Source organism: Streptomyces sp. NPDC007189 (assembly GCF_040703635.1).
Classification (GTDB): Bacteria; Actinomycetota; Actinomycetes; order Streptomycetales; family Streptomycetaceae; genus Streptomyces.
On record NZ_JBEYEY010000004.1, the window covers coordinates 296,318 to 321,787 of the forward strand.

General features: G+C 74.0%; 26 protein-coding genes. 15 read left to right on the forward strand and 11 right to left on the reverse strand.

What is annotated here, in order from left to right:
* Window positions 1-108 precede the first annotated feature (108 nt).
* Entirely contained in the window at window positions 109-558 is a 450-nt protein-coding gene (locus AB0950_RS10490; RefSeq protein WP_360574957.1) for a nitroreductase family deazaflavin-dependent oxidoreductase, read from the reverse strand.
* A 127-nt stretch (window positions 559-685) separates the two neighbouring features.
* Here AB0950_RS10490 and AB0950_RS10495 point away from each other — a divergent pair, with 127 nt between their 5' ends.
* The 3 genes from AB0950_RS10495 (at window position 686) to AB0950_RS10505 (ending at window position 3,387) form a co-directional block, all read left to right on the forward strand.
* Window positions 686-1,378, forward strand: coding sequence for a TetR/AcrR family transcriptional regulator (locus tag AB0950_RS10495; RefSeq protein ID WP_360574956.1), 693 nt, complete (start codon window positions 686-688; stop codon window positions 1,376-1,378).
* A gap of 132 nt (window positions 1,379-1,510) precedes the next feature.
* Window positions 1,511-2,725, forward strand: coding sequence for a sensor histidine kinase (locus AB0950_RS10500; protein WP_366778304.1), 1,215 nt, complete (start codon window positions 1,511-1,513; stop codon window positions 2,723-2,725).
* Complete coding sequence (locus AB0950_RS10505) at window positions 2,722-3,387, forward strand: response regulator transcription factor (RefSeq protein ID WP_360146335.1); 666 nt, start codon at window positions 2,722-2,724, stop codon at window positions 3,385-3,387. The genes AB0950_RS10500 and AB0950_RS10505 overlap by 4 nt, the downstream gene beginning before the upstream one ends.
* Before the next feature lie 198 nt (window positions 3,388-3,585).
* Here the strand turns inward: AB0950_RS10505 and AB0950_RS10510 are convergent, their stop codons facing one another.
* On the reverse strand, window positions 3,586-5,076 hold the full coding sequence (locus AB0950_RS10510) for an MFS transporter (protein ID WP_366778305.1): 1,491 nt from the start codon (window positions 5,074-5,076) through the stop codon (window positions 3,586-3,588).
* 85 nt (window positions 5,077-5,161) lie between these two features.
* Here AB0950_RS10510 and AB0950_RS10515 point away from each other — a divergent pair, with 85 nt between their 5' ends.
* Window positions 5,162-5,569, forward strand: a complete 408-nt coding sequence (locus AB0950_RS10515) for a MarR family transcriptional regulator (RefSeq protein WP_360146329.1) — start codon at window positions 5,162-5,164, stop codon at window positions 5,567-5,569.
* On the opposite strand, the gene AB0950_RS10520 is transcribed toward AB0950_RS10515, so the two are convergent.
* From AB0950_RS10520 to AB0950_RS10530, 3 genes are all read right to left on the reverse strand, one after another.
* Window positions 5,556-6,296 (reverse strand): maleylpyruvate isomerase family mycothiol-dependent enzyme, encoded by a 741-nt coding sequence (locus AB0950_RS10520; RefSeq protein WP_366778306.1) that lies wholly within the window; start codon window positions 6,294-6,296, stop codon window positions 5,556-5,558. The two genes, AB0950_RS10515 and AB0950_RS10520, sit on opposite strands and share 14 nt — an antisense overlap.
* Before the next feature lie 77 nt (window positions 6,297-6,373).
* A complete protein-coding gene (locus AB0950_RS10525; protein WP_366778307.1) occupies window positions 6,374-7,552 on the reverse strand; it encodes an MFS transporter in 1,179 nt (392 codons plus the stop codon).
* 106 nt (window positions 7,553-7,658) lie between these two features.
* Window positions 7,659-8,420, reverse strand: a complete 762-nt coding sequence (locus AB0950_RS10530) for an SDR family NAD(P)-dependent oxidoreductase (RefSeq protein WP_366778308.1) — start codon at window positions 8,418-8,420, stop codon at window positions 7,659-7,661.
* A gap of 188 nt (window positions 8,421-8,608) precedes the next feature.
* Here AB0950_RS10530 and AB0950_RS10535 point away from each other — a divergent pair, with 188 nt between their 5' ends.
* From AB0950_RS10535 to AB0950_RS10545, 3 genes are all read left to right on the forward strand, one after another.
* Complete coding sequence (locus tag AB0950_RS10535; protein WP_366778309.1) at window positions 8,609-9,481, forward strand: helix-turn-helix transcriptional regulator; 873 nt, start codon at window positions 8,609-8,611, stop codon at window positions 9,479-9,481.
* 83 nt (window positions 9,482-9,564) lie between these two features.
* Entirely contained in the window at window positions 9,565-10,425 is an 861-nt protein-coding gene (locus AB0950_RS10540) for an RNA polymerase subunit sigma-70 (protein ID WP_366778433.1), read from the forward strand.
* A gap of 115 nt (window positions 10,426-10,540) precedes the next feature.
* The gene (locus AB0950_RS10545) at window positions 10,541-10,936 is read left to right on the forward strand and encodes a luciferase family protein (RefSeq protein WP_360146314.1); all 396 of its coding nucleotides are present in this window, start codon (window positions 10,541-10,543) and stop codon (window positions 10,934-10,936) included.
* Window positions 10,937-10,994: 58 nt separating this feature from the next.
* Here the strand turns inward: AB0950_RS10545 and AB0950_RS10550 are convergent, their stop codons facing one another.
* Window positions 10,995-11,774 carry a DeoR/GlpR family DNA-binding transcription regulator gene (locus AB0950_RS10550; protein ID WP_360146311.1) on the reverse strand — a complete coding sequence of 260 codons (780 nt, stop codon included), beginning with the start codon at window positions 11,772-11,774 and terminating at the stop codon, window positions 10,995-10,997.
* Between the two features lie 125 nt (window positions 11,775-11,899).
* Here AB0950_RS10550 and AB0950_RS10555 point away from each other — a divergent pair, with 125 nt between their 5' ends.
* Together AB0950_RS10555 and AB0950_RS10560 are read left to right on the forward strand one after the other, a co-directional pair.
* A complete protein-coding gene (locus AB0950_RS10555) occupies window positions 11,900-12,781 on the forward strand; it encodes an SIS domain-containing protein (protein WP_360146308.1) in 882 nt (293 codons plus the stop codon).
* A gap of 28 nt (window positions 12,782-12,809) precedes the next feature.
* Window positions 12,810-13,667, forward strand: a complete 858-nt coding sequence (locus AB0950_RS10560; RefSeq protein WP_360146305.1) for a class II fructose-bisphosphate aldolase — start codon at window positions 12,810-12,812, stop codon at window positions 13,665-13,667.
* Here the strand turns inward: AB0950_RS10560 and AB0950_RS10565 are convergent.
* Window positions 13,664-14,797, reverse strand: coding sequence for a methyltransferase (locus AB0950_RS10565; protein ID WP_366778310.1), 1,134 nt, complete (start codon window positions 14,795-14,797; stop codon window positions 13,664-13,666). The genes AB0950_RS10560 and AB0950_RS10565 overlap by 4 nt on opposite strands.
* A gap of 68 nt (window positions 14,798-14,865) precedes the next feature.
* Between AB0950_RS10565 and AB0950_RS10570 the strand changes: the two genes are divergently transcribed.
* Complete coding sequence (locus AB0950_RS10570; RefSeq protein WP_366778311.1) at window positions 14,866-15,510, forward strand: alpha-ketoglutarate-dependent dioxygenase AlkB; 645 nt, start codon at window positions 14,866-14,868, stop codon at window positions 15,508-15,510.
* 36 nt (window positions 15,511-15,546) lie between these two features.
* Window positions 15,547-16,785, forward strand: coding sequence for an ROK family protein (locus tag AB0950_RS10575; RefSeq protein ID WP_366778312.1), 1,239 nt, complete (start codon window positions 15,547-15,549; stop codon window positions 16,783-16,785).
* A 58-nt stretch (window positions 16,786-16,843) separates the two neighbouring features.
* On the opposite strand, the gene ilvY is transcribed toward AB0950_RS10575, so the two are convergent.
* A complete protein-coding gene (gene ilvY, locus AB0950_RS10580) occupies window positions 16,844-17,704 on the reverse strand; it encodes an HTH-type transcriptional activator IlvY (RefSeq protein ID WP_360146293.1) in 861 nt (286 codons plus the stop codon).
* An 88-nt stretch (window positions 17,705-17,792) separates the two neighbouring features.
* On the opposite strand from ilvY, the gene AB0950_RS10585 reads away from it, so the two are divergent.
* Entirely contained in the window at window positions 17,793-19,262 is a 1,470-nt protein-coding gene (locus tag AB0950_RS10585; RefSeq protein ID WP_366778313.1) for a ketol-acid reductoisomerase, read from the forward strand.
* 189 nt (window positions 19,263-19,451) lie between these two features.
* On the opposite strand, the gene AB0950_RS10590 is transcribed toward AB0950_RS10585, so the two are convergent.
* From AB0950_RS10590 to AB0950_RS10600, 3 genes are read right to left on the reverse strand one after another with little or no spacing between them, the layout of a single operon-like run.
* Window positions 19,452-20,363, reverse strand: a complete 912-nt coding sequence (locus AB0950_RS10590) for a phosphotriesterase (protein WP_366778314.1) — start codon at window positions 20,361-20,363, stop codon at window positions 19,452-19,454.
* The gene (locus AB0950_RS10595; RefSeq protein WP_360146284.1) at window positions 20,360-20,944 is read right to left on the reverse strand and encodes a DUF4865 family protein; all 585 of its coding nucleotides are present in this window, start codon (window positions 20,942-20,944) and stop codon (window positions 20,360-20,362) included. Before AB0950_RS10595 ends, AB0950_RS10590 begins: the two co-directional genes overlap by 4 nt.
* Window positions 20,945-20,999: 55 nt before the next feature.
* Window positions 21,000-21,599 (reverse strand): TetR/AcrR family transcriptional regulator, encoded by a 600-nt coding sequence (locus AB0950_RS10600; protein ID WP_360146281.1) that lies wholly within the window; start codon window positions 21,597-21,599, stop codon window positions 21,000-21,002.
* A 184-nt stretch (window positions 21,600-21,783) separates the two neighbouring features.
* On the opposite strand from AB0950_RS10600, the gene AB0950_RS10605 reads away from it, so the two are divergent.
* The 3 genes from AB0950_RS10605 to AB0950_RS10615 are packed head-to-tail and all read left to right on the forward strand — an operon-like array spanning window position 21,784 to window position 25,375.
* Window positions 21,784-22,074, forward strand: a complete 291-nt coding sequence (locus tag AB0950_RS10605) for an SHOCT domain-containing protein (RefSeq protein WP_330341534.1) — start codon at window positions 21,784-21,786, stop codon at window positions 22,072-22,074.
* Window positions 22,071-22,817: an ABC transporter ATP-binding protein gene (locus AB0950_RS10610; protein WP_360146278.1), complete on the forward strand. Its 747-nt coding sequence runs from the start codon at window positions 22,071-22,073 to the stop codon at window positions 22,815-22,817. The genes AB0950_RS10605 and AB0950_RS10610 overlap by 4 nt, the downstream gene beginning before the upstream one ends.
* Entirely contained in the window at window positions 22,814-25,375 is a 2,562-nt protein-coding gene (locus AB0950_RS10615) for an FtsX-like permease family protein (protein WP_366778315.1), read from the forward strand. Before AB0950_RS10610 ends, AB0950_RS10615 begins: the two co-directional genes overlap by 4 nt.
* Window positions 25,376-25,470 lie beyond the last annotated feature (95 nt).

A 25,470-nucleotide genomic window follows, 5' to 3' on the forward strand; every position in this document is an offset into this window, starting at 1 on the left:
GGCGGAGTCCGCGAGGACCGGGCCGGTGAGGGACGGCGCCGGTCGTGTACGGGCGGGCAGCCCGCGGCGGCGAGGCCGGTCGGGGGGCCGGTCCGGCGAGGCGCCCGGTCAGCTCGTGACCGTGATCTGGAAGACGGGGTGGTCGGGGGCGATGCGGCGCAGCTCCTCGTCAGGGGAGTCGGGGCCGACGCCGTCGAAGAAGACGCCGACCTCCGCCTTCCAGCGCTTGAGGTAGGCGCGCAGCAGCGGAACCTTGTCGTCGTCGGTGACCTCGGTGGCGGTGAACACGTCCACGTTCCTGCCGAGCCGCAGTTCGCCGCCGCCGGCCGCGCGCATGTTGTGGGTCCACTGCACATGGCCGCGCGGGGCGAGCAGGTACTGGTGTCCGTCCACCGTCAGCAGGTTCACCGGCGTGGTGCGCCACTCGCCGCTCTTGCGCCCGCGCACCGCGAGGACCCGCGAGCCCCAGACGCTGATGCCGCGCCGGGTGACCCAGGCGACCACCCGGTTGAAGACGTTCACGGTGAACCAGCCGGGCTTCTTGACGTGTGTCGACATGGTGTCCCCCACAGTTTTGGAGAGCGGTGCTCTCGCTTGCCTCGATAGTGGCGCAGGCAGGGGCTCCAGCGCAAGAGCAGTGCTCTCTTTTGTGTGCACCGATCTCGATCCATGGCAGACTGCTCGTATGAGCACCACACAGGGAGCCCGCGCACGGGCCAGGAGGGACGTCACGGCGGCCATCAAGGAAGAGGCGCGCGGACAGCTGGCGAGGGAGGGCGCCGCCAAGCTCTCGCTGCGGGCCGTCGCCCGCGAGCTGGGCATGGTCTCCTCGGCGTTGTACCGGTACTTCCCCAGCCGCGACGACCTGCTCACCGCCCTGATCATCGACGCGTACGACTCCCTCGGCGAGGCGGCGGAACGGGCGCGGGACGCCGCGGCCGGCGCCGGTCCCCTGGACCGCTGGACGGCGGTGTGCGAGGCGGTGCGCGACTGGGCGCTCGCCCATCCGCACGAGTACGCCCTCATCTACGGCTCGCCCGTGCCCGGCTATGCCGCCCCGCAGACCACGGTCCCGGCCGCCGCCCGCGTCGGCCTGGTCTTCATCGGCATCGTCCGCGACGTCCACGAGCACGCCGGCCTCGCCGACCTGCCCCTGCCCGCCGAGCTGCGGCCCGAGGCCGAGCGTATGGCCGCCGACCTCGCCCCCGAGCTGCCCCCCGAGGCCGTCGCGGCACTCGTGGCGGCCTGGGCACAGCTGTTCGGCCTGGTCAGCTTCGAACTGTTCGGCCAGTTCACCAACGTGGTCGAGGACCGGGCGGCCTTCTTCCGGCATGCGGCGGCCGGGCTCGCCCGGCAGGTGGGACTCGACCGCTCCTGACGCCCCGGAAAGCGGCGGCGATCACGGCATCGCCCGCGTCGGCACGGGGGCACGCGTACTCCCCGGGAAGTACGCGTGATCACCTCGCCCGGCTGACGCCCGCGTCGGCCGGCGGCGTCTACCGTGGCCTGCATGGAAGAGCAGCGCGCCCCGGGGTGGTGGCGGCACGGGCCGCCGTGGTGGGGCGCGCCCGACGAAGCGGAGCCGCACGGCACCCGACGCCTGCCCTGGCGCACCACCGCGCTGATCACCGCGTTCGTCCTGATCGGCAGCAACTTCGCCGGGCACAGCCAGCCGCACCGCGTCCCCCTGGACGGCTACGGGCGTGTGCTGCTGCTCGTCGCCTCGCTGCTGTTGCTGGGGCGGCACCGGTATCCGGCGGCCGTGGCCTTCGGCGCCGCCGCGGTGACCCTCGGCTACCTGGCCGCGGGCTACCCCTACGGCCCGGTCTTCCTGGTCGTCGCCGTCGCCTGCTTCAGCGCGGTCGTCGCCGGGCGCCGGCGGGCCGTTTGGGCGTCCGTCGGCCTGCTCTGGGCCGGGCACGCCCTGGTCGCCCTCTGGCTCTACCGCTGGCTCCCGCCCGCGGGCGACCGGCGCGCGGGCCTCACGCAGGAGATCGTCATCGGCACCTGGGTGCTGGCGATCGTCGCCCTGGCCGAACTGGCCCGGGTGCGGCGCGAGCAGTGGGCGCGCGAGCGAGCCGACCGGGCCGAGGCGGCACGGCGCCGCGCGGACGAGGAACGGCTGCGGATCGCCCGCGAGCTGCACGACGTGCTCGCGCACAGCATCTCCGTCATCAACGTCCAGGCCGGCATGGGGCTCGCGCTGCTCGACAGCGACCCCGAACAGGCGCGGGCCGCGCTCACCACCATCAAGTCAGCCAGCAAGGAAGCGCTCGGCGAGGTCCGCCAGGTCCTCGACACCCTGCGCGCCCCCGGCGCCGCGCCGCGTGCCCCCGCGCCCGGCCTGGACCGGCTGCCGGAGCTGGTGGAGCAGGCGGCCGCGGCCGGACTCACCGTCGAGGTCGAGGGCGAGCCGCCGCAGCTGCCGCCCGGCGCCGACCTCGCCGCCTTCCGCATCGTGCAAGAGGCCCTGACCAACGTCGTACGGCACTCGGGGTCGCGGCACGCGCGCGTGCGGTTCGCCCACGACGGCGAGGCGCTGCGGCTGCGCATCGACGACGACGGACCGGCCACCGGGGCCGACGCCGGCGGCAGCGGCAACGGACTGGCCGGCATGCGGGAGAGGGCCGCCGCGCTCGGTGGCACCATCGAGGCGGGGCCGCGGCCCGGCGGCGGCTTCCGGGTGCTCGCCGTACTGCCGTCGCACATCAGGGAGGACCAGTGATCCGGGTACTGCTCGCCGACGACCAGTCGCTCGTGCGGGCTGGTTTCGGGGCGTTGCTCGACGCTCAGCCGGACATCGAGGTGGCCGGCGAGGCGGCCGACGGCGAGCAGGCGCTGCGGCTGGTGCGGGAACTGCGGCCGGACGTCGTCCTGATGGACATCCGCATGCCCCTGCTGGACGGCCTCGCCGCGACCCGGCGCATCACCGGCGACGCCGGGCTGAAGGACGTGAAGGTGGTGATGCTCACCACCTTCGAGCTGGACGAGTACGTCTTCGAGGCGATCCGCTCCGGCGCCTCCGGCTTCCTGGTGAAGGACACCGAACCGGACGAACTCCTGCGCGCGGTACGGGCGGTGGTGCAGGGTGACGCCCTGCTGTCGCCGGGCGTCACCCGCCGGCTGATCGCCGAGTTCGCGGCCCGCTCCAAGGAGCCCGCGGCCGCGGACGCCCTCGCCCACCTCACCGAGCGGGAGCGGGAGGTGATGGCGCTGGTCGGCATCGGCCTGTCCAACGAGGAGATCGCCCGCCGCCTGGTCGTCAGCCCCCTCACCGCGAAGACCCACGTGAGCCGCACGATGGTCAAACTGGGCGCCCGGGACCGCGCCCAACTGGTCGTCCTGGCCTATGAGTCGGGGTTGGTACGGCCTGGGTGGCTGGGCTGAACGGCCGCCGAAAAGAGCATCGGCTTCACAGACACGCGCCCGGCGGAGCAACCAGCTCCGCCGGGCAGCAGTGGGCGCCACGAAGGGGCGCGGGGCTGTGTCGACATGCGGCTACCACCGCGCGGGCGCGAGCGGCCATCGACGGGCCCGCGGACGAGCGACAGCTCCTCATGGACGTCCGCACATCCCGCGGAGCGCTCAGTCGCGGACCGGCACCCGTTCCGCGCTCGCCTCCTCCACGGTGGACCCGGCGATCACGAAGGACCGCTGGACGCGGCGGTTGCGCAGGCCGGTGAGGGTGATCAGCAGGCCCGCCGCGGCGATGACCGTGACGACCACGAAGCCCGGCCGGTAGCTGTCGAGGACGGCCCGCGGGGTGGCGTGTGCGGGGGCGTGCGCGGTCACCACGGCCGTGACCACCGCCAGGAAGATCGCGCCGCCCACCTGCACCGAGGTGTTGAGCAGACCGGAGACCATGCCCTGCTCGTGATCCTCGACACCGTTGGTGGCCTGGATGTTGAGGGACGGGAAGACCAGGGCGCAGGCCGCGCCGATCAGCAGCATGGACGGCAGGATCACCGCCGCGTACACCGGGTCGAGGTCGACCCGCAGGAACAGCGCGTAGCCGAGGACCATGAAGGCGAACCCGGCCGCGATCAGGCGCGGGGTGCCGAACCGGTCGACGATCGCACCCACCTTCGTGGAGGACACCGCCACCAGCGCGCCCGCCGGCAGGAACGCGAGCGCCGTGTGCAGCGCGGACCAGCCGAGCAGGGACTGCATGTACAGCGTCGTCAGGAACTGGAAGCCCACGTAACTGCCGAAGAAGGCGATCGCGCCGAGCTGCGCGCGGACCTGGCTGCCCGAGCGCAGGACGCCCAGCCGGATCAGCGGGCTCGGCGAGCGCCGCTCCACCAGGACGAAGACGGCGAGCAGTACGGCGACGGCGAGGAAGGACAGCAGGGTGCGGGCCGAGGCCCAGCCGGCCTGCGGCGCCTGGACCACGGTGAAGACCAGCAGCAGCATCGACGCGGTGCCGAGGACGGCGCCCGGGATGTCGTAGCCGTCGTGGTTCTCCTCGCGGGCGCTGCGCGGCAGCAGCCGCAGCCCGGCGAGCAGCGCGACCAGGGCGATCGGCGCGGGCAGCAGCATGGTGAGGCGCCAGCTGGCCTCGGTGAGCAGACCCGAGAGCACCAGGCCCATGGAGAAGCCGGTGGCGGCGCAGGTGGTGTAGATGGACAGGGCGCGGTTGCGCAGCGGGCCCTCCGGGAACGTCGTGGTGATGATCGACAGGCCCGCCGGCGCCGTGAAGGCCGCGCTCAGGCCCTTGATGAAGCGGCTGGCGATCAGCAGCGGACCCGAGTCCACGAGCCCGCCGAGCAGTGAGGCGAGCGCGAACACGCCGAGGGCGACGAGGAACACCTGGCGCCGGCCGAGCAGGTCGGCGGTGCGGCCGCCGAGCAGGAGCAGGCCGCCGTAGCCCAGGATGTAGCCGCTGACGATCCATTGCAGCGTCGACGTGGACAGGTGCAGATCGGAACCGATGGACGGCAGCGCGACGCCGACCATCGACACGTCCAGCGCGTCCAGGAACATCGCCGCGCAGAGCACCAGCAGGGTGCCCCACAGCCGGGGCGTCCAGCGGACCGCCGGGGACGGGGCCGTGGAAGGGGTGAGCGGAGAGGTCATGCCGACGACACTACATGCGCATGCATGAGATGCAAATGCATTTAATTCCGATGCAACAATCTTGTTTCTCTGCTACGGTGCGCTCATGGCGTCGAACAGGTCCGAGCAGGCGCTCGTGGAGCAGTGGCGGGAGATCCTCGCGCTGCATGCCCGCACCCAGTGCGAACTGGACCGGGTGTTGCACGGACACGGCCTGTGCGCCAGCGACTTCGAGGTCCTCGACCTGCTGGCCGAGGCCGCGCCGGGGGACGGCGGCTGCGCCTACCGGGTGCAGGAGATCTCCGAGCGCGTCCACCTCAGCCAGAGCGCGCTGTCCCGGCTGATCGGCCGCCTGGAGAAGGACGGTCTGGTCGAGCGCGCGATGTGCGCCGAGGACCGGCGCGGCGTGCGGGTGGCCCTCACCGCGAAAGGGCGCGCGCTGCACGGCGAGGTACGGCCGGTGCAGCGCGCGGTGCTGAGCCGGATGCTGGCGGACGAGCTCAGCTCCAGGTGACGGCCGACCGCTCCCGCCACAGCTCGGCCACGGCCTGATCCCCGGTCACCTGCGGGAACGGCTGCCGGTTCCACAGCGCCAGATACAACTCGGTTGCGGGCCCGGCCACTTCGCAGTCGGCATCGCCCACGGCTTCCCGCGTGGCCGTCGGCGGCTCCTGGGACAGCCGTACGGTCCACACCGCGCCGTCGGTGTCCGTCGCCCGCACCCGCAGCACCCGGGGCTCGGCGCTGCGGACCCTGCTCTTGGGGCGGGCGTGGAAGCCGCGCAGCAGTTCATCGACGCCGTCCACCGCGAACGCGGGGTTGATCCCGGACCGGGTGCCGCCCCGCGCCGACTCCGCGTCGACCCGGTGCACCGTCGTCTCGTGCGCCTGGCGCCGCGCCCAGAACGCGAGGGGTGACGGCGCCGGCAGGAAGTGCCAGCACTCCACGTCGGGCGCGGCCGAGGCGAGGGTGCCGACGAGATACCGGTGCCCGTCGCGGAACCAGGCGAGCAGTTCGTCGCCGTCGAGGTCGGGCAGCCCGCCGTCGGGGTGGTAGGAGGTGTGCCCCTCGGCGACGAAGGCGGCGGCCCAGCGGTGCACCATCCCGGTGTGCCGCAGCAGGTCCCGCACCTGCCAGTCGGGACAGGTCGGCACCTTGGCGTCGGCGCCGGCCTGCTCGGCCGCCTCGGCCAGCAACCGGCCCTCCCGGTCCAGGGTCTGAAGAAAGTCGGCAGTGTCCATGGGCGCGAGTCTGCCGGATGGAGCCGGCTCGAAGCGCACACTTTTCGGTCCGGCCGAGCCCCTGCTCGGCCGGCGCGTCAGACACCCGCCGTACGGCGGGTGCACACCCCGATGACCGCGGCGACGGCGGACAGGGCCGCCACGCTGGTCAGCGCGGCCGGCAGGGAGAACCAGTCGGCCATGAACCCGATCGCGGGCGGCCCGAGGAGCATGCCGCCGTAGCCCAGCGTCGAGGCGACCGCCACGCCGGACGGACCGGTCAGGGCGCCCGCCCGTTCCACCGCCACCGGGAACAGGTTGGCGAGGCCCAGCCCGGTGACCGCGAAACCGATCAGCGCGGCCCACACGGACGGGGCGAGCGAGCCGAGCAGCATGCCCAGGGCGGCGACGCTGCCCCCGCCGATCACCGTGCGGGCGCGGCCGAGGCGTTCCAGGAGGGTCGTGCCGGTCGCCCGGCCCAGGGTCATGGCCAGCGCGAAGCACGCGTACCCGGCCGCCGCCACACCGGACGGCGCCGCGAGGTCCTGCTGCAGGTGCAGGGCGCCCCAGTCGGCCATCGCGCCCTCGCCGTAGGCGGTGCACAGCGCGACCAGCCCGAAGACGACAACCAGCCCCCGGCCGCCGGTCCGCAGCGGCCCCGCACCGTTCGTCTCCGTTCGTGCGGAGGGCGTACGGTCCGCGGGGGCGGGCGGCGCCTGCCGCAGCAGGATGCGCCCGGCGACGGCCGTGACGAGCAGCCCGGTCAGGGTGAGGCCGAGCAGATGCCGCGTGGGGGAGAGCGCACCGGCGACGAGTCCGCCGAGACCGGCTCCGACCATGCCGCCGAGGCTGAACGCCGCGTGGAACGACGGCATGATCGGCCGCCGCAACGCGGCCACCAGGTCGACGGCGGCGCTGTTGAAGGCGACGTTGATGCCGCCGTAGGCGGCGCCGAAGAGCAGGAGTACGGCGCCGAGGGCGGGCGCGGAGTGGGTCAGCGGGGGCAGGCTGACGCTGAGGGAGAGCAGCACGGCGCACACCACGGTGACCGGATGGCTGCCGTAGCGGCGGCAGAGCCGCCCGGTCAGGGTCATGGTGACGACGGCGCCCGCGGAGACGCCGAGGAGGGCCAGGCCCAGCGCGCCGGCGGAGGCGTGGGTCTGCTGCTTGATGGCCGGAATACGGACGACCCAGCCCGCGAAGACGAAACCATCGAGGGCGAAGAACGTGGTGAGAGCGACGCGGAGCCGGGTGAGGTCACCGGTGCCACCCGGCACGACGCTGTGCGAACGGGATTTGTTTATTAGCGGCACAAAGTCAGGCTAGGTGGCGGGGCGGGGGCGCGGCAAGGGGAACGCGGAGGGTGGAGGAACCGGGGGCTTGTCAGCCTTCGCGGCCGGGGAGCATGGCCAGGGCCTGGGAGCGCTGTGCGACGAGGTCGTCGTAGGTGCCGTCGCGTTCGGCCCAGCGGTGCATGAGGACGCCCTTCACCAGGATCTCGTGAGGGGTGGGGTCCGCTGAGAGCAGGTGCATGACCTCGGTGGCGAAGTCGTCGAGCGGCAGTGCGTGCGGGTTCACCTTTTCCTGGCCTGCTGTGGCGACGGCCGGGGGTACGAGCTCGACGACGCCGACACCGGTGCCGTCGAGCTGCGCGCGCAGTGCCTCGGAGTAGGCGTGGACCGCGGCCTTCGAGGCGGCGTAGCCGGGCATCGGCGGGAACGGCAGGAAGGCGATGCCGGAGGTGACGGTGATGAAGGTGCCGGCGCCCCGCCGGAGCAGGTGCGGGGTGAAGGCGTCGATGACCCGGATGGTGCCGACCAGGTTGGTGTCGATCGTCGTCTGTGCGGCCTCGAAGTGCGCGGGGTCGCGCAGGTCCTCCACGAGCATGACGCCCGACATCGTCACCACCGTGTCCAGCCCGGGGTACCGGGCGAGCACGGCGTCACGGGCCGATGCGACGGAGGAGCCGTCCGTGACGTCGACACGGAACGTGCCGAAACCTTCCCCGGCGAGTTCCGAGAGCGCCTGCGGGCCGCGGCCGCCCACGGCCACGGTGCTGCCCGCCGCGGCGAACCGCCGGGCCAGCTCTCGCCCGATGCCCGAGGTCCCGCCGACGATGAGAACGGTGCGGTTGGAGAGATCCACGAGATCTTCCCTTCAGTGCAGGGCGCCGACGGCGTGCAGGCCCCCGGCGCAGAGAGCGATGTGCCCTGTCTCGTTCACGACAGTGCTCCGCAGTCTCGACGGAATCCGCCGGGTGGGGCAGGGCCCCGGTCTTCCCTGGTCCTGCCAGGGCCCCCTGTGGGACACACGCACCGCATTACGGTGGCGTCATGAAGGATGAGGAATCCGGCAACCGGCTCGGCAGCTACCTGCGCGCCCGGCGTGAGCTGGTCTCGCCGGCGCAGGCAGGGCTCCAGCCCGGCGGCAACCGCCGCGTGCCCGGCCTGCGCCGAGAGGAAGTCGCCCTGCTCGCCGGAATCAGTCCCGACTACTACCTGCGCCTGGAACGGGGCCGCGACAAGAACCCCTCACCGCAGGTCCTCGAATCACTCGCGCGCGTCCTGCAGCTCGACGACATCGAGCGGACGTACCTGCTCGGCCTCTCGGCGGCACACCCCAGGGCGCCGCGCCGCAAGCGGCCCGAGCACGTACCGGCGCGGGTGCACCAGCTGCTCGCCCACCTTGAGATCCCCGCGTTCGTCGAGGGGCGCGCGTTCGACGTCCTGGCCTCCAACCCCATGGCCGTGGCACTCTCGCCCCGCCTGCGGCCGGGCGAGAACCGGCTGCGTTCTCTCCTGCTCGATCCCGAGGAACAAGCCTTCCACCAGGACTGGACGAAAGCCACCGCCGATTTCGTCGCCGCCCTTCGGACCACCGTCGGCGACGACACCGACAATCCCCGGTTCGTCGAGCTCGTCGGAGAACTCGCGCTGTCCAGTCAGCGGTTCCGCAGCCTCTGGGCCCGCCAGGACGTCCGCGGCCTCGACGGAGGCACGACCACCGTCCACCACCCCGTCGTCGGTGAACTACGCCTCCACCGGGACAAACTCCCCGTCGACGACGTCATCCTCGTCATCTACTACCCCGACAAGGACAGCGACAGCGACGAGAAACTGCGGCTCCTCGGCGCACTCGCACACACCGAGTCCGCCGGCACGCCGCACGACAGGCAGGCGGACGACCCGCGCCCGAGAACCCCCTGACCGCGCGCATCAGCCCCGCTCACCGCCCGGCGCCCGCCCCCGCGTCACACCCGCTCGACTCCCTTGCCCGTCACCACAACGCGCTGCGCGACGCCGGCCGCCGGCCCCAGCCGCGCGAACCGGGGCCGCCGCCGTCCGGCGTGCCCGAGCCCACGCGCCGCTCCGAGGCGGTCTGGTACGAGCCCTACCCGGACGCCCTGCTGGCGGACCTGCCCGACACCGCGCCGGGACCGGAGGCCCGCTACGAGACGCGCGAGGCCCTGGCGCTGTCGTTCACGGCCCGGCTCCAGCACCTGCCGCCACGGCAGCGCGCGGTGCTGGTCCTGCGCGATGTGCTCGGCTTCCGCGCCGCCGAAGTGGCCGAACTCCTCGACAGCAGCGGCGTGTCGGTCAACAGCGCGCTGCAACGCGCGCGTGCCGCGCTGGACGGCCGGCTTCCCGGTCCGGACCGGGACCGTGCCCCGCTGCCGCGCTCGGCACGGGAACGCGCGCTCGCCGGACGGTTCGTGGACGCCCTGGAGCAGTCCGACGTCGACGGGCTGGTGGCGCTGCTGACCGAGGACGCCCGGCTGACGATGCCGCCCGAACCCCTGGAGTACGAAGGACGCGCGGCGATCGCCCGGTTCTACGGCGCCCTGCCCTGGTGGGGTGAGCGGGCGCTGCGTCTCGTGCCCACGCGCGCCAACGGTCAGCCCGCGTTCGGCAGTTATCTGCGCGAACCGGGTGACGCGATCGCGCACGCCTACGGTCTGGTGGTTCTCACTCTGCGAGACGACGGCATCGGCGCCATCACCCGCTTCGGCGACAACGCGCTGCTGCCGCTCTTCGGGCTGCCCCGGATACTCCACGACCAGAGAACAGGGACCGATGGCCGGCCGCTGCGGCCTGACCTGCGCCGACTTGGGTTCGCGAGCGATGGCGGCGGTGTCAACACGGCGTGCTGAACGGCTTGTTCGAGGCGCGGGGCGAGCGCCCCCGCGCGCTCGGCCGTCGGATACAGGTCGGTTAATGCTTGCTCACGAGCTGGTTGCCGGGGGATGAGCGGTCCATGATGGCGTCATGACGTTGGCCTCGCGCGCGCTCGCGCAACTGGCGACCTGGCCCGACCTGAGCCAGGCGGTCCCGAGCTGCGGCCTGGGACAGGCGGTGAGTTCGGCCCGGGGCGAGATCGCCCACTTCCACTCGGACCGGGATGTCGACCTGCGGCTGACCGACCGGGCGATCCGCCGGTTCGCCAAGGACCTCCGCGGCGCCGGGGCGATCAGGATCGTGCCCGGCTCGCAGTGGGTGACCCTGCGCCTCGACGCGTCGAGCGACGTCGATCTGCTGCTGACCCTGGCGAGCGTGGCGCTCCAGGCCCAGCAGACCTCGCCCGACCTCCTCGACCGGCCGCCGGTGGGCTGCAACGACCAGCGCGGCGCGGGCTTCGTGAAGGCCGACCTCGGCGGCATCTGAGCCGAGGGCCGCGACGTGCCGCGCGCCTCTGAGCCGAGAACCGCGACGCGGCCGCCCGTCACACCGTGACGACCCGGATGCCCGCCTCCTCGAAGCGGCGTACCGTCTCCTGCTCCGCCGCCGTGTCCGTCACCAGCGTGTCCACCAGCTCCGCAGCGCAGATCCGGGCGAACGCGCGCCGGCCCAGCTTGCTGGAGTCCGCCGCGACCACCACCCGCTCGGCACGCCGGCACAGCAGCCGGTTGATCGCGGCCTCCGCCTCGTCATGGGCCGCCGCGCCGTGCGTGACGTCGAAGGCGACGACCCCGAGCACCGCCACGTCGAGCGTGATCTGTCCGAGCACCCCGTCCGCGAGCGGGCCGATGAGCTCGTACGACTGCGGGCGCGCCACCCCGCCCGTCACCACGATCTTGAACTGGGGCCGTACGGCCAGCTCGTTGGCGATGTTGAGCGCGTTCGTGACGACGGTCAGCGCGGGCGAGCCAGTGGCCAGATCGCCGCGTACGGCCAGGGCGCGGGCCACCTCCGTGGTGGTCGTCCCACCGGTCAGCCCCACCGCCTCGCCCGGCGCGACGAGTTCGGCCACGGCCTTGGCGATGCGCTGCTTCTCCGAGGCGCGGCGGGCCGTCTTGTAGCGCAACGGGAGTTCGTACGACACCCCGTGCACCACCGCTCCGCCCCGGGTGCGCACCAGCATCTGCTGCTCGGCGAGCTGGTCGAAGTCCCGGCGGATCGTCGCCGCCGACACCTCCAGCTCGGCCGCCGCCTCCTCGACCTCCAGCCGGCCGCGCTCGACGAGCAGTTCCAGCAGCGCCTTCCAGCGGGCGTCCCGGGACATCCGCAGCCTCCGTTCCGATGTGCTCCCGGTGACCCTAGCGCACCGCACTCTGCGCGCGATTGCTTGATTGTGCTCGAAAGCTCGCTATATCTTGCAGGAACAATCAGCTAGGGGAGGGTGTGGCCATGAGCCATGTCGAGAACGAGCTGAACAGCCAGCCCGAGTGCTGGATACGGGCCGCCGACGAGGCCGGGCGGTACCGGGACGCGCTGCCGGCGCCGGGGGAGCGGGTCGCGATCGTGGGGTGCGGGACGTCGTACTTCATGGCACAGGCGGCCGCTGTGCTGCGCGAGGGCGCGGGCCGGGGCGAGACCGACGCGTTCGCGGCCTCCGAGTTCCCGTACGGGCGGCCGTACGACCGGGTCGTGGCCCTCACCCGCTCCGGAACCACCACCGAAGTACTGGACCTGCTGGGGGAGTTGAGGGGCAGGACGCGGACCACGGCCGTCACCGGCGACCCGGACACGCCGGTGGCCTCGGCCGCCGACGACCTCGTCGTGCTGGACTTCGCCGACGAACGCTCCGTCGTCCAGACCCGGTTCGCCACCACCGCCCTCACCCTCCTGCGCGCCCACCTCGGCCTGCACACCGACTCCGTCGTCGCCGACGCGCGCACGGCCCTCACCACTCCTCTTCCCGAAGGGCTGGTCGACTGCACCCAGTTCACCTTCCTCGGACGCGGCTGGACCGTCGGGCTCGCGAGCGAGGCCGGGCTGAAGATGCGGGAGGCCTCGCTGTCCTGGACCGAGGCGTACCCGGCGATGGAGTACCGGCACGGCCCGATCAGCATCACCACCGCGGGCACCGCCACCTGGATGCTCGGCGAGGCGCCCGAAGGACTAGCCCGGCAGGTCCGCGCCACCGGCGGACTGTGGATCGACGGCGGGCTCGACCCGCTCGCCGAACTGGTCCGCGTGCAGCGGCTCGCCGTCGCCGTCGCCGCCGCCCGCGGCCTCGACCCCGACCAGCCGCGCCACCTCACCCGCTCGGTGATCCTCGCCCCCTGACCCCCGGCCCCCCGGAAGGAGACCCGCCGTGCCCCTCGCGTCCACCGGCGACCTGGTCACCGCGGCCGCCGCCCGCAGATCCGCCGTCGCCGCGTTCAACGTCATCACCCTCGAACACATGGAGGCCGTCATCACCGGCGCCGAGTCCGCCGGCGCACCGGTCGTGCTCCAGGTCAGCGAGAACGCCGTCAAGTTCCGCTACGGGCGGCTGCTGCCACTGGCCCGGGCCGCCGTCGCCGCCGCCGAACGCGCCGGCGTGCCCGTCGCGCTGCACCTCGACCATGTGCAGAGCGAGCACCTGCTGCGCCAGGCGCCCGACGCCGGGTTCAGCTCGGTGATGTACGACGCGGCCCGGCTGCCGTACGCCGACAACCTCTTCGCCACCCGGGCCGCCGTCGACTGGGCGCACGCCCAAGGGCTCTGGATCGAGGCCGAGTTGGGCCAGATCGGCGGCAAGGACGGCCGGCCCCCGCTGGACGCGCACGCGCCGGGCGCCCGCACCGACCCGGACCAGGCCCGCGACTTCGTGGCCGGCACCGGCGTCGACGCGCTCGCCGTCGCCGTCGGCAGCGTGCACGCCATGACCACCCGCACCGCCGCCCTCGACCACGCCCTGATCAAACGGCTGGCCGCCGCGCTGCCCGTCCCGCTCGTCCTGCACGGCTCCTCCGGGGTCCCGGACGACGGGCTGACCGCCGCGGTCGCCGGCGGCATCGCCAAGGTCAACGTCGGCACCGCGCTCAACGCGGCCATGACCGGCGCGATCCGGGATCACCTCGCGGCTCACCCGGAGGCCGTCGACTCGCGCACGTACCTCAGCGTGGGACGGGAGGCGATGGCCCGCGAGGTGCGCCGGATCATCGGCGTCCTGTCCCGGACGGCCTAACCCTTCTTGACGGCCCTCAGCACCACGAACTTCGGGTCGGAGGCCACCACTTCACTGTTCCCGAACAACCGTCTCAGCTTCACGTGGTAGCCGAGGTGCCGGTTCCCGATCACCCACAGCTCACCCCCCGGCCGCAGCGAGCGCCGCGCCCCGGTGAACATCCGCCACGCCGTCGCGTCGGTCATGGCCTGGTGGGAGTGGAACGGCGGGTTGTTCAGCACCAGGTCCACGCTGCCCGGCGCCACCCCGGTCAGCCCGTCGCCGACCCGGAACTCGGCGTGCCCCGGCACCCCGTTGGCCTTGTACGTCGCCTCCGCCGAGGCCACCGCCTGGAAGGACTCGTCCACGAACAGCACCTCGGCGGACGGGTCCGCGAGGGCCACCGCCGTACCGACGACGCCGTTGCCGCAGCCCAGGTCCACCACACGGCCCGCGCCCGGTGCGGGCAGGTGCTGGAGGAAGAAGCGGGTGCCGATGTCGAGGCGGTCGGCGCAGAAGACGCCCGCGTGGTTGACGACCGTGCGGCCCGAGATCGCGCCGACGCCCTCCGGGAGGGCGTAGCGGTACGGCCACGGGTTCGCGGGCCGCTCCAGCGCCGGGTCCGGGGTGCAGAAGATCAGCCGCGCCTTCTGCCGCGCCAGCGAGGTCCGGGTCGGGCCGAGAACGCGCTCGAACAGCTGGAGCGTGGAGGTGTGGATCTCCTTCACCATCCCGGTGCCCACGACGACCGTGCCCGCGTGCACGGCCGGCGCCAGCCGCAGCAGCTGGTCCTCCAGCAGGGCCAGGCTCTTGGGCACCCGCACCAGCAGCAAGTCCACCCGCTCCGGCGGCGGGTCCTGCGTGGTCAGCAGCGGGACGGCACCGGGCTCCACCCCGGCCCGCGCCAGATTCGCCCGGGTCGCCTCCTGGGTCAGGAACGAGTCGGTGATCTGCGCCGGCCGGTGCTCCGCGAGCGCCGTGACCAGCGCGCCCCAGCGGTCCCCGACCACCACGACCGAGCCGGTGAGCGGCACCCCCTCCTCGGCCAGATGCCGCAGCAGGTACGCGTCGGCGGCGTCCCAGGCGCGCAGCCGGTCGCGCGGGTCCTCGGGGAAGCGGGCCAGCTCGACCTCGCCCCACGGTGTCGTCATACGGTCGCTCATCGTGCCCCCCAGGCTAGCGGAGCCGCAGCTCAGGGGTGGTGGGGCAGGATGGGGGCATGGAGGACGAGCTGTTCGCCCGGGAGCGCGCCGAGGTCGCGCCGGGCGCCGTGCACGTCCCGGACTGGCTGGACGCCGGCGCGCAGCGCGAGCTGCTCGGCGCCTGCCGCCGGTGGGCGCGGCCGCCGGCCGGACTGCGGACGGTCCGCACCCCGGGCGGCGGCGCGATGACCGCGCGGCAGGTCTGCCTGGGCTGGCACTGGTACCCGTACGCCTACGCCCGCACGGCCGTCGACGGCGACGGCGCCCCCGTGAAGCCCTTCCCGGCCTGGCTCGGCGAGCTGGGGCGCCGCGCCGCCGTCGCCGCGCTGGGCCCGCAGCCGCCGTACGCGTACGACATCGCGCTGATCAACTTCTACGACGGCGAGGCCCGGATGGGCATGCACCGCGACAGCGACGAGAAGGCGGACGCGCCGGTGGTGTCGCTGAGCCTGGGCGACACCTGTGTCTTCCGGTTCGGGAACACCGAGACGCGTTCCCGGCCCTACACGGACGTCGAGCTGCGCAGCGGCGACCTGTTCGTGTTCGGCGGGCCGTCGCGGCTGGCCTACCACGGGGTCCCGCGGGTGTACGCGGGCACCGCGCCGGCCGGGCTGGGCCTGTCCGGACGTCTGAACATCACACTTCGGGTCAGCGGCCGGTAGCCGGCCGCACCTGCGGATCATGGGAGACTCCCCCTCATGAGCGGCAACGCGGATCCCCGGACGGCGGGGGAGAGGACCACCTCGAGAGCCCGGCTGGACCGGGGGCGCGGCGCCCTCGGACCCGCGCTGGAGCTGGTGCACACCGGGCGGGCGCCGACCCGCGCCGTGCTCACCGCGGAACTCGGCGTCACCCGGGCCACCGCGGGGGCCGTGGCCGCCGAGCTGGAGGCGCTCGGGCTGATCCGGGTGGACGCCCGGCCCGGCGCCGCGGCCGGCTCCCAGGGCCGCCCCTCGCACCGGCTGCAGGTCGCCGAGGACGGCCCGGTGGCGCTCGCCGCCCAGGTCCACGCCGACGGCTTCCGGGCCGCGCTGGTCGGTCTCGGCGGGCGGATCGTGGCGACCGCGCCCGGCTGCGAGACCGTCGAGGCCGACCCGGCGAAGGTGCTCGGCTCGGTCGTCGAGGCGGGCGCCGAGCTGCTGCGCACCACCGGCCGCCGCTGCGTCGGCGCCGGCCTCGCCGTACCCTCCGCCGTGGCCGAGCCCGACGGCCTCGCCCTCAACCCGCTGCACCTGGCCTGGCCCGTCGGCGCCCCGGTCCGGCGCATCTTCGCCGAGCGCGTGCGCGAGGCCGGCATCACCGGACCGGCGTTCGCCGGCAACGACGTCAACCTCGCCGCGCTCGCCGAACACCGGCACGGCGCGGGGCGGGGCGCCAAAGACCTGCTGTGCGTGGCCACCGGGCACCGGGGCGTCGGCGGCGCGCTGGTGCTGGACGGCCGCCTGCACACCGGCAGTTCGGGACTCGCCCTCGAGGTCGGCCACCTCACCGTCAACCCCGAGGGCCGGCCCTGCCACTGCGGCAGCCGCGGCTGCCTGGACGTCGAGGCCGACCCGCTGGCCCTGCTGGTCGAGGCCGGCCGCGAACCGGGCCCCGAGGTCTCCCTGCTCCAGCAGGCCATCGACCTGGTGCGCGCCCAGTACGGCGACCCGGCCGTCCGCAGGGCCACCGAGGCGCTGATCGACCGGCTGGGCCTGGGCCTGGCCGGACTGGTCAACATCCTCAACCCCGACCGCATCATCCTCGGCGGCCTGCACCGCACGCTGCTGGACGCCGACCCGGAACGGCTGCGCGCCGTCGTCGCCGACCGCAGCCTGTGGGGGCAGAGCGGCGGAGTGCCGATCCTGCCCTGCACGCTCGACCACAACAGCCTCGTCGGAGCGGCCGAACTGGCCTGGCAGCCGGTCCTGGACGACCCGCTGACGGCCCTGCGCTGACGCGGCCGGCACGGGACGGACCCCCAGGGAGTGAGTCCCCCTGGCCTGGGCCCCCGAATCAGGTGAGCGCCCGGTCCGTGAGGCTCCACAGCGCCGCCACCGAGGGGCGGCGCAGGTCCGCTCTGCGGACGCACAGGCCGATCGGGAAGCGTTCCGGGGCCGGGTCCGCCGGTACGACGCTCAGCCGGTCGCGCACCGCGCTGTGCTCCAGGACCAGCCGCGGCACCAGGCCCGTGCCGCAGCCGAGGGCGACCAGGGTCAACAGCCCCTCGTGGCCGTCCGGTTCGCACACCACCTCCGGCTGCCGGCCGCGAGCGCGGAACCAGCGGTCGGCCGCGTCGCGCACCAGCCCCCGGTGCGGCAGCACGAACGGTCCCGCGAGGTCCGGGTCCGGGCGGCCGCGAGCGGTCACCAGCACCAGGTCGGTGACCGCGACCGTCCGGCTCACCAGCGGCTCCGGCAACCGCGCCGGCACCCCCGCCACGGCCACGTCCACCTCGCCCTCGTCCAGCCGGGCCAGCGCCGCTGCGGCGTCACCGGTGCGCAGATCCAGGCGCACCTGGGGATGGGCGGCACGGAACGGCGCCAGCAGGTCGGGCAGCAGCGCCTGGCAGGCGGTCACCGTGGCGAACACCGCGAGCCGCCCGGTGAGTTCGGCGGGGTCGGGGTGCTCCTCGCGGTAGGCGCGCCACAACTCCAGCGCCTCGACGGCGTAGGCGCGGAACCGGTGCCCCTCGGCCGTCAGGGACACCCCGCGCGGCCCCCGGTCGAACAGCCGGTGCCCCAGCTCCGCCTCCAGCCGCTGCACGGTCCGGGTGAGCGTCGCCGGGCTGACATGGCAGTCCATGCTCGTCCGGCCGAAGTTGAGCGACTGCGCCAGATGGAGGAAGAGCCGCAGCTCCCGATGGTCGTCCCGCATCCGCCGACCTCTGCCTTTCGGATCACGCAACGCTCCGCTGCGAATCTTGCGCTTGCCGCAACGATCGGCCGGAGCCTACAACTCCTCCATGACCTCGACCACGTACACCTCCCGCGTCTTCCCCCTCGAGACCATGGACGTGCCCGGCGGCACGGAGACCGTCCTGCGCGGCGGCCGGCACCTGTTCCCGCTGCTGCCGAACGCCTTCACTGGAGTCCGCCGGATCGGCGTGCTCGGCTGGGGGCCGCAGGGCCGCGCCCAGGCCCGCAACCTGCGCGACTCCCTCGCCGGAAGCGGCATCACGGTCGCGGTCGGCCTGCGCCCCGGCTCATCCTCGGCCGCCGACGCCCGCGCCCACGGCTTCACCGAGGAGGACGGTACCCTCGGCGACTGGCTCGCCGTGGCCGCCGACAGCGACCTGGTCCTGCTGCTCGTCGCCGACGCCGCGCTGGCCGCGCACCACGGGGAGATCTTCGCCGCCCTCAGGCCCGGCGCGGTCATCGGCCTCTCGCACGGCTTCCTGCTCGGTCATCTGCGCGCCACCGGCGGCGACTTCCCGGCCGGGCACGGCGTGATCGCCGTCTGCCCCAAGGGCATGGGCGACTCCGTGCGCCGCCTGTACGAGCAGGGAGCCGAGGTCAACGGCGCCGGGATCAACAGCAGTTTCGCCGTGCACGCCGACCCCGACGGCCGGGCGACCGACCTCGCCCTCGGCTGGTCGGTCGCGCTGGGCTCGCCGTACACCTTCCGCACCACGCTGGAGAGCGAGTACCGCTCCGACATCGTCGGCGAGCGAGCGATCCTGCTCGGCGCCGTGCACGGCATCGTGGAGAGCCTGTACGGCCGGTACCGGCTGGCGGGCGACGACCCCGTGACGGCGTACGAGCGCTCCTGCGAGAACATCACCGGACCCATCGCCCGCACCATCTCCCGCTCGGGCCTGCGCGCCGTGCGCGACAGCCTCGGCACCGCCGGGCGGGAGACCTTCGACCGGGCCTACGCGGCGACGTACGGCCCGGCCCGCGAACTCGTCGCCGAGATCTACGACGAGGTCGCCGACGGCACCGAGCTGCGCAGCGTGATCCTGGCCGAACAGCGGCTCGGAGCACGGCCGATGAGCCGGATCGGCGGCTCCGCGATGTGGGCGGCGGGCGAGCGGGTGCGGGCCCGGCACGGCGAACGCGACCTGCCCGTCGAGCCGTTCACCGCCGGCGTCTTCCTCGCCGCCATGACCGCCCAGATCGACGAGTTCGCCGAGCGCGGCCATCCCTGGTCCGAGATCGTCAACGAGTCGGTCATCGAGGCCGTCGACTCCCTGCTGCCGTACATGCACGCCCGCGACGTGGCGTACATGGTGGACAACTGCTCCCGCACGGCCCGCCTCGGCGCCCGCCGCTGGGGCCCGCGCTTCCAGGCCGCCTGCGAGCAGATCGCCTTCCCGGCCGCCGAACACCCCGCGGACCAGGGCCTGGTGACGGCGTTCGCCGAGCACCCGGTGCACGAGGCGCTGGCCGCGGCGGCGAAACTGCGTCCGTCGGTGGACATCTCTGTGGCCTAGCCGGCCACCGGTCCGCCGCTCACGAGGCGGCGGTCGGCCTACGGCGGCGCGCATCTGAAGGGGCGTGGCCGTGTCGTCTCCTCGGGCCGTGGCTGCGGGGCCTGTCGCCTCCCATTCCTCGGGCGACCGGCCCAGCCGCCATGGCCCGGACGGACAGCGATCCCTGCGATCGGGCCACGCCCCGCCCGTTCACGCCCACTCGACCGCGAACGCCCGCCCGGGATGCTCGGAGAGGATGCGTGCCACCAGGTCCGCGCCCAGCTCGGCCGCCAGCCGGTGCCGCAGCCGGCGCAGCAGGTACGGCATCCCCGGCCCGCCGTCGACCGAGCGGGCCCCGGCCACCACGGTGTCCCCGCCGAGCAGCAGCCGGTCGCCGAAGCCGGCCTCGGCCAGCGCCCGCACGGCCTGAGGCATCCGCCAGTCGGTGGCGCGATGGGCGCGGGAGGGCCCGTCGAAGGCCAGCCAGCATCCGGACTCGGCGGCCTGCCGCTGCGTCACCGGGTCGGGGAAGCGGTTCAGATGCCCGAGGATCACCCGGTCGCCGGGCACCCCCAACTCCCCGCACAGCAGGTCGAGTACGTCCGGTGCGCCCGTGCCCTGCTCCAGGTGCACGGCGATCGGCGCACCGGTGGCGTGGTGCGCCTCGGCCGCCGCCGCCATCGTCCAGCGGGCGTGCGCGTCGAGCGTGTGGAAACCGCCCGCCACCTTGATCAGACCGGCGCGCACCCCGGTCGTGCCGATGCCCTCGGTCAGCTCGGACACGAACAGCCCGGCGAGACCGGCACCGCGCAGCCGGCCGAGCACGTCGGGGTCGTAGTGCCCGGCCTGGTGCAGGCCCGTGGCGCACACCAGCCGCACACCGGTGGCCCGGGACAGCTCCGGCAGGTCCGCCGCCCGCCGTCCCATGCCGTACGGCGTCCACTGGACGACGGCCGCTCCGCCCGCCGCCCGGAACGCGGTCAGCTCGGCCCGTGCGGCCGCGGGGTCGTTCAGCTCCTGGCCGGGCAGCAGCGGGCTGCTCAGGAAGAGATGGTCGTGCGCGTCGCACACGCCCAGCTGCTCGGGCCGGATGTCGCCGAGGACCGTACGGACACGGCTCACCACTGCCGCCCCCGCGGGAGCCGGTCCCGGCCGGGCGCGGACAGGTGCAGCACCTGGAAGAGGTCGCCGCCGGCCTTGGGCGCCTCGTGCTCCCAGAGCGAGAAGTGCACCAGCTCCCACGCGCGCGTGTCCACGGCCGCCGCGGCGAGGACCGCGCCGTCCTGCTCCGCCAGCCGTCCGGTCTCGGCTGCCGCGTCGCTCATGAAGGCCGCCAACTCCACGCCGTCCGGCACCGGTTGACGGCGCCGCACGGCGAACCGGGGCGCCGCCCGGCTCGCGGCGCCCTCCTCGAACGCCAGGCCCGTCCACTGCCTAACCGCCGGCCGCCCGAAGTCGTGCACCGGCCCCTGGAAGGCCCCTCCCCACAGGAAGCCGTTCATGCCCTCCATGGTGTTCCACAGGTAGAACGGCCCGTACTGGTTCACCGGCGAGCCGAGCACCCCGCGCTCACGCAGCAGGTACGTCTTGACGCCGAGTCCCTCCCAGTCGTCCAGCAGATGCCCGACCCGGGCGACGCGGGAGCGGATGACGCCCATGTCGTAGTCGGCGGGCAGGGTGAACTCGTACTGCATGGCGTGCATGCCCCGGTCCTCTCTCGGGTTCGCGGATCGCCGCTCAGGTCTGGGATCCCGCGTCTCAGGCGGGGTGGTCCTCCACGCGCGCGTGCCGGCCGGGAGTCCGGGGTGCGAGCAGGGCGAGCAGGCCGCGGACGCCGGCGTCGAAGGCGGCGGGGGAACCGCAGGCGCGGGCGAGGACATAGCCGCCCTGCACGGTCGCGAGGACGGCGGCGGCGATCTCATCACCGTCCAGCGAGGGCGCGAACTGCCCCTGCCGCTTGCCCTCTTCGACGATCCCGGCGATCCGCTCCCGGATCCACGCGAGCGTCGCGTCCACCGGCGCGCGCAGCTCGTCGTCGGCCATCACGTCCGGGTCCATGGTCAGCCGGCCGACGGGGCAGCCGCGCAGCACGTCACGCTCGCGCAGCAGATACGCCTCGATGCGCTCGTACGGCGTGCCCGGACCGTCGAGGACCCGCTCGGCGGCCTCGCGCAGCTCGTGCGCCGTCCGCCGGATCGCCGCCAGGGCGAGATCCGGCTTGCCCTTGAAGTGGTGGTACATGCTGCCCTGTCCGGCGCCGGCCCGCTCCAGGATCGCCTTCGGGCTCGTGCCCACGTATCCGCGCTCCCACAGCAGCTCACGGGTGGACTCGATCAGTCGTTCCGGGGTGCTCCTCATGCCTCCTACTGTACATACTAGTAGTTACAGTCGCCCAGTGTTTCCCGGGGAGCAGGCCGCCGCTCCCGTCGTACTCCCCGCGAGGTACCCGCACTGCCGCCGGCCGCACGACGACCCGGACCCCTCCCCGGAGGGAGTCTCGTGTCATCCCCGCACAGCGCAACCGACAAGGGAGTGACCCGAGATGCAGACCCTGGCCGACTGGCACGGTGGACCCGGCCCATGGATCCTGTTCTTCCCGCTGATCTGGGCGGCCGTCGTGATCGGCGCCGTCACCGTCCTGCGCCGCACCGCCTGGCGCGGCCGCGGCGGCCCGTGGCGGCCGGCGGACGGCGCACGCCCGGCCGGCGACTCGCCGCTGGCCGTCCTCGGCCGCCGCTTCGCCTCCGGCGAGATCGACGAGGACGAGTACTGGCGCCGGCTGTCCGTCCTGGAGGAGCAGTTCGGCCGCGCCGGCAAGGGCGGTGCGGCATGACGGCGACGGCACTGCGGGCCGCGGCCCGCGTGGTGGACGCGGTGAAGGTGTACGGAGGTGGCGACACCGCCGTACGCGCCCTGGACGGCGTCGACGTCTCCTTCCCCGCCGGGCGCTTCACCGCGATCATGGGCCCGTCGGGCTCCGGCAAGTCCACCCTCATGCACTGCGCGGCCGGACTCGACACGCTCACCTCCGGCGCCGCCTGGATCGGGGACACCGAACTCGGCGCGCTGGACGACCGGCGCCTGACCCTGCTGCGTCGCGACCGGGTCGGCTTCGTCTTCCAGGCGTTCAACCTGGTGCCGACGCTCACCGTCGCGGAGAACATCACCCTGCCCCTTGACCTGGCCGGCCGGCGCGGCGATCCGGAGTGGATCGACGCGCTGATCGACGTCGTCGGACTGCGCGACCGGCTGCACCACCGGCCGTCGCAGCTCTCCGGCGGCCAGCAGCAACGCGTCGCCGTGGCGCGGGCGTTCGCCGGGCGGCCCGAGGTGGTCTTCGCCGACGAGCCGACCGGGAACCTCGACTCCCGCTCCGGCGCCGAGGTGCTCGGCCTCCTCGGCTCAGCCGTACGGGAGATGGACCGCACCGTCGTCATGGTCACCCACGACCCGGTGGCCGCCGCGCACGCCGACGAAGTGCTCTTCCTCGCCGACGGACGGCTGGTCGACCGGATGGAATCGCCGACCGCGGACCGGGTCCTGGACCGCATGAAGGCCTTCGAGGTGCGCTCATGAACGCCTCGCTCCGGCTCGGCCTGACCTCCCTGCGCACGCACCGGCGCCGGTTCGCCGGCACCTTCCTCGCCGTGTTCCTCGGCGTCGCCTTCCTGACCGGCACCCTCGTCATGGGCGACACGCTGCGGGCGAGCTTCGACAGCATGTTCGGCGAGGCCACCAGCGGCACGGACGCCGTCGTACGCGGCGCCGACGCCATCACCACGCCCGGCCAGGCCCAGGGCGTACGGCGGCCCGTCGACACCTCGCTGGTGAAGACCGTCGAGCGGGTGCCGGGCGTCGCCGCGGCGGCCCCGGACATCCAGGGCGCCGGCCAGCTCGTCGGCGCCGACGGCAAGCCGGTCGGCGGCCAGGGACCGCCCACGGTCGCCGGGAACTGGATCACCGACCCCGGGCTCAACCCGTACCGGATCGCCGCGGGCCGCGCCCCCGCCCGGCCGGGCGAGGTCGTGGTGAACCGGGGTGCCGCGAAGAAGGGCGGCCTGAAGATCGGTGACACCACCACCCTGCGCACCCCGGACCCGGTGAAGGTCACTATCGTCGGCCTCGCCACCTTCGGCGGGCAGGACGGCATGGCCCAGGTGACGTTCACCGGCATGTCCCGCGCCGACGCCGAGAAGTACCTCACCGCGCGGCCCGGCCAGGCGGCGTCCATCGCGGTGCGGGCCGGGCCAGGGGTGAGCCAGCGGGAGCTGGTCCGGCGGCTGACTCCGGTGCTGCCGAAGGGAGTCGAGGCGATCACCGGGCAGCAGGCGGCCCAGGGGAACACCGACATGATCTCCAGTCAGTTCCTGACCGTCTTCACCACCTTCCTGCTGGTCTTCTCCGGCGTCGCCCTGCTCGTCGCCACCTTCTCCATCCACAACACCTTCGCGATCGTGGTCGCCCAACGCACCCGCGAGAACGCCCTGTTGCGGGCCCTCGGCGCGGGCCGCCGCCAGGTGACCGCCGCCGCCCTCGCCGAGGCCTGCCTCGTCGCGCTCACCGCGTCCCTCACCGGGCTCGCGGGCGGCATCGGCATCGCCGCGGGCCTCCAGGCGCTGTTCCCGGCGATCGGATTCCCGTTCCCCGACGGCGACTTGGTGATCAAGACGCTGTCGATGGCGCTGCCGCTCGCCGTGGGCATCGTGGTCTGCCTGGGCTCGGCCCTGCTGCCGGCCCGCCGCGCCGGACGGACCGCGCCGCTCGCCGCGCTGCGCGAGACGGCGGTCGACACCTCCGGCGCCTCACGCGTGCGGGCCATCGCCGGGGCCGTCCTCGGCGCGCTGGCGCTCGCCGCAACCCTGACCGGCGTCCTGGTGTCCCCGTCCGTGTGGCCGGCAGGCCTGGGCGCGCTGCTCGCCCTGGCGGCCTTCGTCGTCCTCGGCCCGGTCGCCGCCACGACGGCCGTACGGCTGCTCGGCGGCCCCCTGGACCGGCTGCGCGGCGTCACCGGCTCGCTGGCCCGGCGCAACGCCCTGCGCAGTCCGAAGCGGACGGCGGCCACCGCGAGTGCGCTGATGATCGGTGTGGCCGTGGTGTCGCTGTTCACCGTCTTCGGCGCCTCGCTGAAGGCGACGATGGACCAGACGGTGTCCCGGTCCTTCGCCGGGGACGTCGCCGTCAGCAGCCCGTCCTTCGGCGCCGGCGGCAGCGGCCTCAGCCCCCGGCTCGCCCCCGCGCTGCAGCGGCTGCCGCAGGTGGACACGGCCGTGGGACTCGGCCGCGGGGTCGCGGAAGTCGACGGCAGGGGGCGGGCGTTGACCGTCACCGACCCGGCGGCCCTCGCCCGCACCTTCGACCTCGGCACCGTCACCGGCTCGCTGCGCGGCCTCGGGGCCGACGGCATCGCGGTCGACCGCACCGAGGCGGGCCGGCAGCACCTGCGCACCGGCGACACGGCCAGGCTGACCTTCACCGACGGCAGGACGCAGAACTTCACCGTCCGGGCCCTGTACGACCGGTCCGAACTCGCCGGTGACTACGTCATCACCCGGGCCGCGTGGGCTCCGCACCGCACGCAGGACGCCGACACCCTGATCGCCGTCACCTTCAAGCACGGGGTGGGCGCCGACGCTGGCGAGGCCGCGGTGAAGAAGGCCGCCGCGCGGTACGGCAACCCGTCCGTGCAGACCCGGGACGAGTACGCGCAGTCGTCTGCGGGCGGCATCGACATGATGCTCACGCTCGTCTACGCGCTCCTCGCCCTCGCCGTGGTCATCGCCCTGCTCGGCATCGCCAACACGCTGACCCTCGCGCTGCACGAGCGCACCCGGGAACTCGGCCTGCTGCGGGCCGTCGGCCAGACCCGGGCCCAGTTGCGGGCCATGGTCCGCTGGGAGTCGGTGCTGGTCGCCGCGTTCGGCACGGTCGGCGGGCTCGGGCTCGGCGCCTTCCTGGGCTGGGTGCTGGTGAGGGCTTCCGACGGCGCGAGCGACACGGCGTTCGCCTTCGCTCTCCCGCCCGTACGGCTCCTGGTGGTCGCCCTGACCGGCCTCCTCGCCGGGGCCCTGGCGGGGCTGCGCCCGGCACGACGGGCGGGGCGGCTGGATGTGCTGGGGGCCATCGCCACGGAGTGACTGCGTCGCGTTGGCGGCTTGCGCCCACTGGGCGGGTGGGTTCTGGTCGTCGCGCGGGTGCGGGTGCGGGTGTGGCTCGTCGCGCAGTTCCCCGC